The sequence below is a fragment of the Paraliomyxa miuraensis genome, from assembly GCF_026337845.1.
Classification (GTDB): Bacteria; Myxococcota_A; Polyangia; order Nannocystales; family Nannocystaceae; genus Paraliomyxa; species Paraliomyxa miuraensis.
Window position 1 is genome coordinate 749,730 of record NZ_JAOVZF010000164.1, and the last position, 12,053, is coordinate 761,782.

Consider the following 12,053-nt stretch of genomic DNA (forward strand, 5'->3'; position numbering starts at 1 on the left):
GAATGGGCGGTGACCATGCAAACGCCCATGACCACGAGCACGCCGCGCACGCCGTCACTTCGCCCCTCACGCTGGGCCCTGGCCCTGGCCCTGGCCCTGCCGGTCGGATCGGGCTGCCAGCTCGGCGTCGAGCCGGGCGAGCTCGAGGAGCTGCCGTTGCAGCCCTCCTCGCGGTTCGTGGCGGGCTCGACCTACTACCTGCCGCTGCCCGCCGAGGGCCGCTGGGTGGTCGAGCAGGCGCCCGAGGGCAACGCCAACGAGCTGGTCCCGGGCGCCGACGGCCACGCGCGCTTCACCCCGGTGGTCGCAGGCGACTACGTGTTCCGCATCGACGGGACCGACGTGCGCCGCTCGCTCACCGTGGTCGAGCAGGGCCCCTACGAGCACTTCAACTACTACGCCACGTCGTCGCTGGCCCGCGTGGGCGACGAGGTCTGGGTCGCCCACCTGTTCGACCCGCACGTCAGCCGCATCGACCCCGCGTCGGGGCGGGTGCTGGGCACGATCCGCGTGGGGCCGTGGCCGGCCGCGGTGGCCTGGAGGCCGGAGCTGCCGGTCGCCCTGGTGGCGCACGAGGCCGGCGACACGGTGGGCTTCGTCGACCTGGCCGAGGGACGCCTGGTGGACGCGCTGTGGGTGGGCGACGAGCCGGCCGAGATCGTGCTGTCGTCCGATGGGAGCACGGCCTACGTGTCGCTGGCGACCGAGGACGCCGTGGTGGTGGTCGACGTGGCGCGACGCGAGGTGGTGGGTCGCGTGGCGACCAACGTCAACCCCACCGCGATGGCGATCTCGGACGACGACGCCACGCTCTACGTGGCCAGCTACCGCTCGGCCGTGAGCAACCGGCTGCAATTCCCCGCCGACCCGCGCAACGACCTCTACGACATCGCCGTGGTCGACACCGCCTCGCTGGAGGTCCGCGACTTCATCCCCGAGGTGGGAGCCACCCTTGGCGGCCTGCTGCTCGACGGCGATCGGCTCTACGTGGCCGTGACCCGGGTGGCGGTGGAGGAGCTGTCGGGGCAGGAGGGCATGACCGCGTTTCGCCACTCCGTGGTGGCCTATGACACCAGCACCCTCGCCGAGCAGGTGGCCGTGGATCTCGGCCGACAAGAGAGCTCCACCGGATGGGCCGTGCGGCCATTCGGCATGGCGATGGCCGGCGGCACCCTGTGGGTGACCACCGAGGGCAGCGACGCGGTGGTGGGGCTCGACCCGCAGACCCTCGCCGAGACGGTGCGCTTCGAGGCGCCCGGACGCCCGCGCACCATCCTCGCCGACGGCGAGGGCCTGCTGGTGCACGGAGCCCAGGCGTATGCGGTCACCACCGCGAGCGCGAGCGGCACCGTGACCGGCTCGATCGCGCTGTCGGGCGACCCGCGCAGCGAGAGCGTGGCCCTGGGCCAGCGGCTCTACACGGGCACGGGGGCGGGCGCGGGCGAGAACCACAGCTGCGCCGACTGCCACGTGGACGGCCTGACCGACGGCAACGTGTGGTCGGCCGGCGGCTTCTCGGAGTCGAGCAGTCGCCCCATGTTCTGGATGGAGGGCACCGATCCCATCGGCTGGGAAGGCGATGCCTGGGATCTCTACTCGTACCTGTGGGGCAGCCCCGGACCCACGATCGGCCTGACCGCCACCACCGAGGCGCACCAGGCGTTCTACGACTACCTCGCGGCGTTCGTGCCTCCGCCGCCCGCCAATGGCTGGACCCGGCGCGACGGCAGTCTCAGCGAAGCAGCGGAGCGCGGCCGAGAGCTGTTCGTGGGCGAGGCCAATTGCGCGAGCTGTCACGCAGGGCCGCTGACCACCCAGGGGCTGCGGCTGCCCGGCGGCGGCACCCAGACCGAGCACCCGATCGTGGTACCGAGCCTCGTCGCGTCGTATCGGCACTCGTACTGGCTGGTCAACGGAGCCGCGCGCACGCTCGAGGAGGCGGTGGAGGCGATGCTCCCGCTGTCGAGCGGCAGCCTCGACGAGCCGGGGATCGAGGCGGTGGCGCGCTACCTGCGAGAGCTCACGGCGCGCGAGCTGTTCGTGCTCTCGACCACCCCCAAGGCGGGCGACCGATACGTGCGCAGCGAGGGACCGCTGCGCGTGACCATGTCGCACCCGGTGTTCGACGACGCGGAGAACCTGGCGCGCGTGAGCCTGCGTGCGACCGGCGGCGAGCCGGTGGAGGCCGCGGTGGAGGCCGAGGGTCGACACCTCGTGGTCAGTCCGGCGCAGGCGCTCGTGCCCGGACAGGGCTACGAGCTGGTGGTGGGCGCCGGGTTCGAGTCGTTCAGCGAGCTGTCCCTGGCGGAGGATCACGTGGCCGCGTTCACGGTGGCCGGAGCGCCGAGCCTGCGGCTGGAGGGCGACTACGTGATCACGGTGGATCACCCCAACCTCGATCGCGAGACCCTCGACTACGACCCGAGCGTGATCATCCCGATCCCGCTGCGCATGCAGGCCACGCCCAGCGCCTACGGGGCCACCATGGACACGCAGGTCACCGAGACGCTGTCGGCCCGCTACGACGTGGTGATCGACGGCGACGTGGCCCACTGGCCGCCGTTTGCGTTCCCGGTGGGCCCCGGCTTCCTCAACCGCAGCTTCCCCTCCGAGATCACCCTGGTCGACGACGACGGCGACGGCATCGCCGACCGTGGCGAGAGCACGCTCTACTTCCGCAGCCCGGGGCTCGAGGCCACCGACGTGCGCTGGACGATCGCGCGCGACGACGGCGGCCCGGTGGAGTGCAGCGGTCAGGAGGGCACGCACGAGGTCGACCTGACCATGGATGGCGCAGGCAACCCGGCGGTCGCCTGGACCACCGACGTCGAGGCACTGGGGTACTACGTGACCGATCCCGACGCGGTGCCCCCGACCGGGCCAGGACCGGTCACGGGCGGGGAGACCTACTGGGCGATCTCCACCGCGAGCTTCCCCGCCGGGTTCGTCGGGCCGGTGACCTACGGCGAGCTGCCCGAGGGAGCCCAGGACGTGAGCGAGGCCAGCGGCGCGCCGCTGGGCGGCGCCGCGCTGCCCGACGGCAGCTGCATCAAGCTGACGCTGGTGTTCACGGACTTCTCGAGCACCACGCTGCGCTACCAGGCGGGCGGATGAGATGCGGCCCTCACCCGACCACTACTACTACCCGACCGGGCTCCCGCACGTGGCGTTGAGCAGACCCGAGCCGGTCATGTCGGAGTAGGTATAGGGGTTGTTGAGCCCACCGACGCTCGCGAACGTGGCGGTGACCGGATCGTAGCGGAACACCGAGTTGGCCCCTGGCGACACGGTCCACACGTTGCCATCGGGGTCGATGCTGATGCCGTTGAGCCAGCTCACCGCGCCGGGCACGGGGATGCCGGGTCCGACCATCAAGGTGTCGCGGTCGATCCACCGCAGGCCGATCGCGCCCCCGTAGCCGTAGTTGAGCCACATGCGGCCGTCGGTGCCCTCCTGGATCCCCGAGTAGCCATGCACCCCGCCGCCGGCCAGCATGGCCACGTCCCAGGTGCCAGTGGCCGGATCGTAGCGCTGCGCCGCCTGGTCGCCGGTCTGGGCCTGGTTGGCGGTGAGCCACACGCGATCGAGCGAGTCGACCGCGATGCCATAGGCCCAGTGCGGCGCATTGATGACCTCGGTCGAGCCGTCGCTGAGTCGGATGCGGGCGATCTGCGAGGAGCTCGAGTTGGAAGAGATCCAAAAGTCGTTGTTGCTGTCGACCGCGCCGCCGTAGGCCCCGAAGCCCGAGCACACGAAGCCGGGCACGTTGACGTCCATCAGCGAGATGCCGGTGTCGCCGTCGAGCAGGTGCACCCACACGTTGGCATCGGCACCGGGTGAGCAGCCCGAGGTCCACACCGCGGCGTCCTCGTACATGCAGGTGGCCTGGTTCTGCACCCCGCTGGTCCAGGCCACGGGGCGCTGGGTGGTGTACGGGTAGTCGGCGTGCCACGCGATGCAGTCATCCGCGGCGAACTGCATGGGGGTGGAATTCATCGACGTTTGCACGCCGGGCATCCCGTTGCGCAGCGGATCGCAGAACTCCGAGCGCGCCCAGACCTTGGTCACGCCGCCGTTGCGGTTGGCCACCGCCACCGCGTCGGCGGAGAGGCTGACCGAGGTCCGCGAGGGATTGCCGTTGGCGGGGTTGGGCTCGGTGTAGTAGCGGCCCTCCTCCACCAGGGTCTGGGTGTTGATCTTGCTGACCGTGCTCTCGTTGGAATTGGACACCCAGATGTACGACCAGCCCACGTCGCCGCCGCAGTCGCACTGGCCCCCGTTGCCGCCATCGGGCTGGGTCGCGGTGTCGAACTTGGGGGGGTCGCCCGACTCGTCGGGGTCGACGGTGGACTCGGTGGTCGGCGCCGTGCCCGAACCCTGCGAGTTGCTGCCCACGCTGGTGTCGCTGGTGGTGGCCATGCCCGAGTCGGAGGCGGAATCGGTGCTCGGCCAGGTCAGGGGCGGCAGATCGCCCGCGCTGTCCTCGCCGTCCTCGCGGCCATCGGTTCCGCATGCACCGAGGGCCAGGCACAGAATTGCTGCCAATCGTCGTTGCCCGCTCATCGCTCTCGACCACCCTTCCTTGGACAGGGCGATCAGCCTATCACGCCGATCGACCTCCGCGAGCGGCCGTCGTTCGGCGCGTTCGCGTTCAGGCCGTGGGTGGCGCGCCCACCAGGATGGTGAACAGCTCGGCCTGCAGGTTGGGGTCTTCGAGCACCAATCCGAGCTGCTGCGCCATCGAGGCGAAGGCCTGGGTGGCCGAAACCTCGTCCACCCAGATCACCGCCGCGCGCTCGATCGCGGGGGTGACCAGCACGCGCTCGACGCGGATCCGCAGCTCGTTGGCGTCGACCTCGTCGAGCATGCCCGCCAGTACGTGGGTGGCGTGGGTCGTGAAACCCTCGCTGGTCAGCACCCCATGCACGAAGCGAGTGCTGGCAGCGAAGAACGCCGCGTCGTCGAGCAATCCGGCCAGGGCGCGGCGCAGCCCGGGGTCGTCGCCCAGGCGCGCCGACAGCAAGCTCGACAGCGCTGCGATGCGCGCGGGCTCGTCGAGGTGCTGCTCGAGCCGGGCCGCGAAGCGCTCGTCGTCCATCGGGACGCCCAGCGTGGCCTCGAGCTCCGGGGCCCACTCGAGCATGAGGTAGCCGATGCGATCGCCGAGCAAGGAGCGCTCCACGATCACGTCGGCCATCCGCCCGAAGGCGTCGTCGACCGCGGGGCGATCGAGCAGGACGTCGAGCGACTCGTCGAGCGCAGCATCGAACGCGGGTCCGTCGATGCCCGCCGAGAGCAGGGCCTCGACCCGCTCGCCGAGCGCATCGACCGACCCGCTGGGATCGCGGGACGAGAGCCTCACGAACGCCTCCAGCAGCGCCGGATGCTGCATCATGGCGCTCAGGGTCTGGTCGAAGATGGGAACGAGGCTCGGGTCCTGCCCCAGGCGAGCGAGCAAGCGCTCGCCTGCCGCGGTGACCTCGGGCGCGTCGAACAAGCGGTCGAGGGCCTCGCTGCTGGCCAGGCCCGCGCCCGTGGCCGTGCCGAGCATGGCGTGCGACAGCGGGGCCACGGCCTGGGGCGACGGTGGAGTGGGGTCGCCTCCGCGCGCGCGGTGAGCACAGCCGAGCATCCCTCCCAGCGGTCCCAGCATCAGACCGAGCACCAGCAGGCTCGGCGTCACGCCACGCAACGCGCCTCGTAGCAGTGGAGCCGAGCCGAGCCGCGGGCGCGATCGCATGGCTTCAGTGGTAGCCGAACCGTTTGCTTGGTCACAAGCGAGATCGGCCGGGGCATGGCTTTTTTGGTGAATGGTCGCGCCGCACGTGGCACTACTGCGGACATGGAGCCATTCATCGGTCAAATCATCATGTTCGCGGGCAACTTCGCGCCGCGGGGCTGGGCGCTGTGCGACGGGCAGCTGCTGCCGATCTCGCAGAACCAGGCATTGTTCTCGATCCTCGGCACCACCTACGGGGGCGACGGCCGGACAACCTTTGCGCTGCCCGATCTGCGTGGTCGCGCGTCGCTGCATGCGGGCAGCGGCCCCGGGCTCACCCCGCGTTCGCTGGGGCAGAAGTCGGGTGAGGAGACCGTGACCCTCACCGTCAACCAGATGCCCTCGCACGGCCACGTGGTCAATGCGGCCGACACGATGGCCAACGTCAGGAGTCCGAGCAACGCCGTGCTCGCGCAGGAGGCCACCGGCGCCTACCAGAACGGCCGCACCGACGTCACGATGAACCCGGCGATGATCGGCAACTCCGGCGGCAGCCAGCCGCACGACAACATGCAGCCGTACCTGGTGGTCAACTACATCATCGCGCTCGAGGGGATCTTTCCTTCACGCAATTAGGCCCGTCCCCGGACTGGGTTCCATGTCTTCTTGGAGGGGCTTCGCAGCGCTTCGCAGCCCCTCCCCCTCCCCCTCCCCCTCCCCGGCGGCCGGGCGCCGGGGAGCTGGGTCGGCCGGAGCTGCGCGAATGGGCTCGGCGGGGTTAGCCCATTCGACAGATGTCGCAGTACACGCAGCCGCAGGGCACCGCCGACGGCGTCGTGCCGACCTTGGAGCGGGCCTTCATGATTGCGCGGATCAGCTGCTGGTCGTCGTGACGGGGGTCGATGGCGGGGGTGGACACGTTGGTCTTGGCGTCGTTCATGATTGGGTTCTCTCGAGTGGGTTGGGGTTGGAAGACGAATGCTTGGAGATCAGTGGGCACCAGCTCGGTAGTCGCGGTCCACGTCGGCGAGAGCGGCCAGGAGCTCCGGTCGGTCGCGCACGGCCGTGGGCCGCTGGGCGCGGGCGAAGAACTCCGGGCCGTAGCGCTGGGGCAGCTCGACGAACCAGCGATGCACGGCGCCGGCTCCCAGGTGCTCGGCGACGAACACGAGGACCTCCTCCAGCCGACGCTCGCTACGGGCGAAGGCTCCCTCGGGGTCCGCTTCGTACTCGCGCAGGATTCGATCCTTCTCGCTGCGCGTGGTGGGAGCGTGGTGGACGAAGTGTCCGACTCGGTCGCGGCAGAATTCGTGATAGTCGCGGGTGAAGAGGATGAAGGTGTGCCACATCTCGTCGAGGATCAGGATGTCCTCGGTGACCGTCATGGCCTGCGGTCGCCCGGGGCGGCCCGAGAGCCACATCCACTTCTTGACGTCGTCGAAGAGGGCGCGTGCCTCCTCGAAGGGCATGTCGAAGCGCTCGAGGAACTTGTGGACGATCGCGTCGTTCTCGTAGGCGAGGACGACGTCGAGCGATCCATCGCGCGAGTGCGGGCACGGGGTGGGACTCGGGAGCGCACCGAAGGGAATCGAGGAGGCGTCGTGCATGGCGGTGACCCGTTCGTCGCGGCGGGCTGGTCGGCGCCGCCGTCGTTCTCGTTCGGGTAGACCGCGGCCGCGGCGATTCGATCACCGCGACCCGCACGTTTGTTGCGCAACCTACGATGGCGGCCCGCTCAGCCGGCCTTGGCCTCTTCGGCCGGAGCGTCGGCCGGAGCGTCGACCGGGGCCTCGACCGGGGCGCTGCCGGGATCGCGCAGCTCGTAGCCGTGATCGGACATGACCATCTGCCCGCCGCCGCTCATCAGCTGACCATTCTTCTGGCACCGCACCCGCCCCGGCTTGCCGTTGTAGGGCTCGACCTTGGTGCGCTCGATCGCCGCGGTGATGCAGGTCTGGACCGGCTTGGGCGCCTGACCGGTGAAGCTCACCGCGGACACGCTGCCGTCGGGCTCGATGTCGGCCGTCACGTCGGCCGAGAACGTCCCCGTGAATTTGAAGGTCTGAAAGCAGGGGATGATGGTGCTGCACAGCGCCCCGCCGTAGCTCTCGCCCTCGGGCTGGGCGTCGGCCTCGGGCGCGCTGGCCTCGACCTTGGTCTCTGCCTTGGACTCGGGGGCAGCGGCAGCGGGCGCGGCGACCTTGGCATCGTCCTTGGCCTTGGCCTTGGGCTCGGTCTTGGGGGCATCCTGACCACATCCGACGGTGAGCAGGACGGTCGACAGCGAGAGCACGACGAAGCAACGCATGGAAGATCCTCGCCGCAGGTTATATTCGTGGTGCTCGCACAGCGGCAAGCGCCCCCGATGCCCTCCACCACGCCCAGCACGTTCACCTCCGCGCACCACGCCTATGCCGTCGTGCGCGAGCTGGGCCGGGGTGGGCAGGGGCGAACGCTGCTGGTGGAGCGGCAGGGCGAGGCGGGCTCGCGCTACGTGCTCAAGCTGCTTCGCCTCGAGCACGTGGACGACTGGAAGCAGGTCGAGCTGTTCGAGCGCGAGGTCGCCACTCTGGCCGCGCTCGAGCACCCGGGCATCCCACGGCTCGTCGACCGCATCGTCGAGGACGAGCGCACCGCGGGCATCGTCCAGACGTTCGTGGAGGGGCGAACCCTGGCCGAGCAGATCGCCGAGCCCGAGCCCATGTCGGCCGAGCGCTTCGAGTCGATCCTGCGCCAGGGCCTCGAGATCCTGGCGTATCTGCACGAACGGGTGCCTCCCGTGCTCCACCGCGACATCAACCCGCGCAACGTGATGCTGGGGCCCGATCGGGCCTACCTCATCGACTTCGGGGCGGTGAAGGTGGGCGGCAAGACCGACATGACCTCGGTGGGAACGTTCGGCTTCATGGCGCCCGAGCAGATCATCGGCCGGGCCGAGCCCGCGTCCGATGTGTACGGCCTGGGCATGACCATGGTGTGCGTGGCCGAGCGACGCGACGTGGGCGATCTGTCGCACGATCCGTCGACGGGGCAGGTCGACTCGAGCCGGCTGCTGGCGCGGGTGAGTCCGCGCGTGCGCAGCGTGGTGCTGGGGATGATCAAGCCCGGGCTCGGCGAGCGGCTCCGTGATCCTCGCGAGGCGCTGCGGCAGCTCGATGCGCCGCAGGTGCCGGCGGTGGCGCCCGCGCGCGCGGTCGCACCGGACGACGGCACGCCGATCCGCTCGCCCCAGCGGCTGGCGCTGGTGCTCGTGAGCGGTGCGCTGGTGGCCGGCCTGGGCTTCGGGCTCGTGTTGATGAAGCGGAGCACTCCGCCGGTCTCCGTCACCACCGTGCCAGTCGCGGTGCCGGCGGTGGTGCCAGTCGAGCCCGTCCCGCCCGAGCCCGTCCCACCCGAGCCCGTCCCGCCTGCGATCGCCCCTGCGGTACCCGTGCCCGTGCCCGTGGCTCCCCCGATCGATCCCCCGGCCCTCGGCGACGACGATTCCGCGCAGCTCGAGCTCACCACCACGCCCGCGGGCGCGACCGCGTTCGTCGACGGCAAGGAGGTCTGCACCACCCCGTGCACGGCCCGCGTGGGCTACGGCCAGCGACGGGTGCGAGTCGAGCTCGATGGACAGATCGTGAACCGCGAGCTGACGGTGCTCGAGGACACCGAGCTCCACGTGTCGATGCCGAGGTAATGCGGACCACGATCTTCGGCGCGCGAGCGCGCCTCCGTGTCGATCCGCGTTGACCACCCCGGGCCCCCCTGCAATGCTGGCCGCATGAGCATCGCCCTTCAGGCTGCATCCGCCCAGCTGGGTAGTGGGTACTCCGTCGATGCGTGGATCGACGTCACGCTCCAGCCGATCCTCAAGCTGTGGCAAGGCGTAGGTGGCCACAGCAATTTCTTCTTCAGCGAAGAGGATGCACGCGAGGCCACCGGTGCCTACGAAGGCACCCGGCCCTACAAGTTCGCCGAGACGCTGTGGCGGCTGGCCCAGGTCCAGCCCAACCCCGCGCTCGGCTACCGCCAGTCGATTGGCGAGTTCGTGGTGGACCTGCCCGTCCCCGCCGCCGTGGGTCTGTGCACCGCCAACCGGGCGCTGGGGAGCGGCTCCGTGTTCCAGTACTACATCCCCGACTGGGAGGCTCGGATCTACCGCACGGGCCGGGTGCACCGCTTCAGCGGGCAGAGCTACTGAGCGGATCGGGCCAATTGCCCATCCGAGCTCCGTGGTTCGGGATTTCGTTGGGCAAGTTGCTCGATGCTTCGCAGCGTTCCACCTCGAGGACGTTCGGAGTCTTTCCCTCGTGATCCCGGCGGCTTGCCCTCTCGCTCGACTCGCGACCCACGATCGGCACGGTTCTTGATGAGGCGCCGCGCGAGCGCTGGGCCTCGGGCCGTGGCGCGAGCGTGGACCGATGCCGACGCCAAGCCTCCCTCGAGTCTCCCTGACCACTCGCCTGCTCGCCCTGGCCTTGCTGCCGAGCGCATGCCTGGCCGATGACGGCCGCGATGCCGCGCTCGACGACGGGCCGGGGCAAGCCCCCGACGACGCGACCGACGAGCTGCAGCACAGCTACGGCCCCCAGGCGGGCGCCATCACCTACGACGGCGGCACCACCTTCCGGGTGTGGGCTCCTCACGCCTGGAAGGTCGCGGTGGTGGGCGACTTCAACGGCTGGCACAACGACGTCGACGAGCTCCACCGCGAGCCCGGGAGCGACTACTTCTCGGCCGACGTCGACGGAGCCCATCACGGCCAGCAGTACAAGTACGTGATCTGGAACGGCAACGACGAGATCTGGCGGGCCGATCCACGTGCCAGGCAGATGACCAATTCCACCGGCAACAGCGTGATCGTGGATCCTGGCGCGTTCCAGTGGACGGCCCACGACTTCCACACGCCGCCGTGGGACGAGACGGTGATCTACGAGATGCACGTGGGCACGTTCCACGACGCGCCCGGCTGGGGCCCCGGCAACTGGCAGAGCGCCACCGATCGCCTGGCCGACCTCGCCGACCTCGGGGTCAACATGGTCGAGGTGATGCCGCCCACCGAGTTCGCGGGTGACTTCTCGTGGGGCTACAACTCGGCGTTCCCGTTCGCCCCCGAGAGCGCCTACGGCTCGCCGCAGGACGCCAAGCGCTTCATCGACGAGGCCCACGACCATGGGATCGGCGTCGTCATCGACGTGGTCCACAACCACTATGGGCCCTCGGACCTGCCCACCTGGTGCTTCGACGGCGAGTGCCTGGGCTGGGGCAACGGCGGGGTGTACTTCTACACCGACTGGCGCAAGGAGACCGACTGGGGCCCACGCCCCGACTTCGGTCGCACGGAGGTGCGCGACTTCATCGTGAGCAACGCGGCGATGTGGCTGCACGAGTATCGCGCCGACGGTCTGCGCTGGGACTCCACGCTCAACATCCGCAAGGCCGGCGGCAGCGAGCTGCCCGAGGGCTGGAGCCTGCTGCAGCGCACCAACGATCTGGTCGACCAGGACCACTCGTGGAAGCTGATGATCGCCGAGGACCTGCAGAACGACCCGTGGCTCACCAAGCCCACGTACCACGGCGGCGCCGGCTTCGACACCCAGTGGGACGGCAACTTCGTGCACCCCATGGCCCACAACCTGATCGTTCGGGAGGACCACGATCGCAACATGTGGCAGGTGCGGGACGCCATCACTCACGCCTATGATGGAGATCCGCTGCGTCGGGTGATCTACACCGAGAGCCACGACGAGGTCGCCAACGGCAAGTCGCGGATCCCCGAGATGATCTGGCCGGGCAATGCGAACAGCTGGCACTCCAAGAAGCGCGCCATGCTGGGCGTTGCGATGGTGATGACCTCGCCGGGCATCCCCATGCTGTTCCAGGGCCAGGAGTGCCTCGAAGACGGCTGGTTCCAGGACACCGACCCGGTCGACTGGGGCAAGTGTCAGACCTTCGCGGGCCTGCGCACCATGGTGCGCGACCTGGTGCACCTGCGCCGCAACCTTCGCGGGACCACCCGGGGCCTGCGCGGCAAGCACGTCAACGTGTTCCACGTCAACGACAGCAGCAAGGTGATCGCGTTCCATCGCTGGGACCGCGGCGGCTGGGGCGACGACGTGGTGGTGGTGGCGAACTGGAGCGGCCAGACCTTCACGAGCTACGACCTGGGGCTGCCGCGCGGGGGTACCTGGCACGTGCGCTTCAACAGCGACTGGAAGGGCTACGACCAGGACTTCGGCGACACGCCCGGCCATGCGGTGACCGCCTGGGACGGCGGGCGCGACGGGCTGGGCTACCACGGCACGGTGGGGGTGGGGCCCTACAGCGTGGTGATCTTGTCGCAGTGATC

At 69.9% G+C, this 12,053-nt stretch carries 10 protein-coding genes; 5 read left to right on the forward strand and 5 right to left on the reverse strand.

Going from position 1 to position 12,053, the window contains the following annotated elements; translation table 11 throughout:
- The first annotated feature begins 27 nt into the window (after window positions 1–27).
- Window positions 28–3,114: an Ig-like domain-containing protein gene (locus tag OEB96_RS46195; protein ID WP_266223414.1), complete on the forward strand. Its 3,087-nt coding sequence runs from the start codon at window positions 28–30 to the stop codon at window positions 3,112–3,114.
- Between the two features lie 27 nt (window positions 3,115–3,141).
- Here OEB96_RS46195 and OEB96_RS46200 read toward each other — a convergent pair whose 3' ends face one another.
- Entirely contained in the window at window positions 3,142–4,563 is a 1,422-nt protein-coding gene (locus OEB96_RS46200) for a Vgb family protein (protein ID WP_266223415.1), read from the reverse strand.
- An 88-nt stretch (window positions 4,564–4,651) separates the two neighbouring features.
- Entirely contained in the window at window positions 4,652–5,740 is a 1,089-nt protein-coding gene (locus OEB96_RS46205; RefSeq protein WP_266223416.1) for a hypothetical protein, read from the reverse strand.
- 102 nt (window positions 5,741–5,842) lie between these two features.
- Between OEB96_RS46205 and OEB96_RS46210 the strand changes: the two genes are divergently transcribed.
- Window positions 5,843–6,355, forward strand: a complete 513-nt coding sequence (locus OEB96_RS46210; RefSeq protein WP_266223457.1) for a phage tail protein — start codon at window positions 5,843–5,845, stop codon at window positions 6,353–6,355.
- A gap of 142 nt (window positions 6,356–6,497) precedes the next feature.
- Here the strand turns inward: OEB96_RS46210 and OEB96_RS46215 are convergent, their stop codons facing one another.
- The 3 genes from OEB96_RS46215 to OEB96_RS46225 all read right to left on the reverse strand — a co-directional run bounded on the left by OEB96_RS46215 (window position 6,498) and on the right by OEB96_RS46225 (window position 8,027).
- Window positions 6,498–6,659, reverse strand: coding sequence for a hypothetical protein (locus OEB96_RS46215; protein ID WP_266223418.1), 162 nt, complete (start codon window positions 6,657–6,659; stop codon window positions 6,498–6,500).
- Between the two features lie 49 nt (window positions 6,660–6,708).
- Window positions 6,709–7,326, reverse strand: coding sequence for a glycine-rich domain-containing protein (locus tag OEB96_RS46220; protein WP_266223419.1), 618 nt, complete (start codon window positions 7,324–7,326; stop codon window positions 6,709–6,711).
- 128 nt (window positions 7,327–7,454) lie between these two features.
- Window positions 7,455–8,027: a hypothetical protein gene (locus OEB96_RS46225; RefSeq protein ID WP_266223420.1), complete on the reverse strand. Its 573-nt coding sequence runs from the start codon at window positions 8,025–8,027 to the stop codon at window positions 7,455–7,457.
- Window positions 8,028–8,084: 57 nt separating this feature from the next.
- On the opposite strand from OEB96_RS46225, the gene OEB96_RS46230 reads away from it, so the two are divergent.
- From OEB96_RS46230 to OEB96_RS46240, 3 genes are all read left to right on the forward strand, one after another.
- Complete coding sequence (locus OEB96_RS46230) at window positions 8,085–9,401, forward strand: serine/threonine protein kinase (RefSeq protein WP_266223421.1); 1,317 nt, start codon at window positions 8,085–8,087, stop codon at window positions 9,399–9,401.
- Window positions 9,402–9,485: 84 nt separating this feature from the next.
- Window positions 9,486–9,905: a hypothetical protein gene (locus OEB96_RS46235; protein WP_266223423.1), complete on the forward strand. Its 420-nt coding sequence runs from the start codon at window positions 9,486–9,488 to the stop codon at window positions 9,903–9,905.
- Window positions 9,906–10,125: 220 nt separating this feature from the next.
- The gene (locus tag OEB96_RS46240; RefSeq protein ID WP_266223424.1) at window positions 10,126–12,051 is read left to right on the forward strand and encodes an alpha-amylase family glycosyl hydrolase; all 1,926 of its coding nucleotides are present in this window, start codon (window positions 10,126–10,128) and stop codon (window positions 12,049–12,051) included.
- The last annotated feature ends 2 nt before the right edge of the window (window positions 12,052–12,053 follow it).

Bases quoted from the DNA above. Each gene is read 5' to 3' on its own strand.
- OEB96_RS46195 (WP_266223414.1), top strand. From the start codon at position 28: ATGACCACGAGCACGCCGCGCACGCCGTCACTTCGCCCCTCACGCTGG.
- OEB96_RS46200 (WP_266223415.1), bottom strand. From the start codon at position 4,563: ATGAGCGGGCAACGACGATTGGCAGCAATTCTGTGCCTGGCCCTCGGT.
- OEB96_RS46205 (WP_266223416.1), bottom strand. From the start codon at position 5,740: ATGCGATCGCGCCCGCGGCTCGGCTCGGCTCCACTGCTACGAGGCGCG.
- OEB96_RS46210 (WP_266223457.1), top strand. From the start codon at position 5,843: ATGGAGCCATTCATCGGTCAAATCATCATGTTCGCGGGCAACTTCGCG.
- OEB96_RS46215 (WP_266223418.1), bottom strand. From the start codon at position 6,659: ATGAACGACGCCAAGACCAACGTGTCCACCCCCGCCATCGACCCCCGT.
- OEB96_RS46220 (WP_266223419.1), bottom strand. From the start codon at position 7,326: ATGCACGACGCCTCCTCGATTCCCTTCGGTGCGCTCCCGAGTCCCACC.
- OEB96_RS46225 (WP_266223420.1), bottom strand. From the start codon at position 8,027: ATGCGTTGCTTCGTCGTGCTCTCGCTGTCGACCGTCCTGCTCACCGTC.
- OEB96_RS46230 (WP_266223421.1), top strand. From the start codon at position 8,085: ATGCCCTCCACCACGCCCAGCACGTTCACCTCCGCGCACCACGCCTAT.
- OEB96_RS46235 (WP_266223423.1), top strand. From the start codon at position 9,486: ATGAGCATCGCCCTTCAGGCTGCATCCGCCCAGCTGGGTAGTGGGTAC.
- OEB96_RS46240 (WP_266223424.1), top strand. From the start codon at position 10,126: ATGCCGACGCCAAGCCTCCCTCGAGTCTCCCTGACCACTCGCCTGCTC.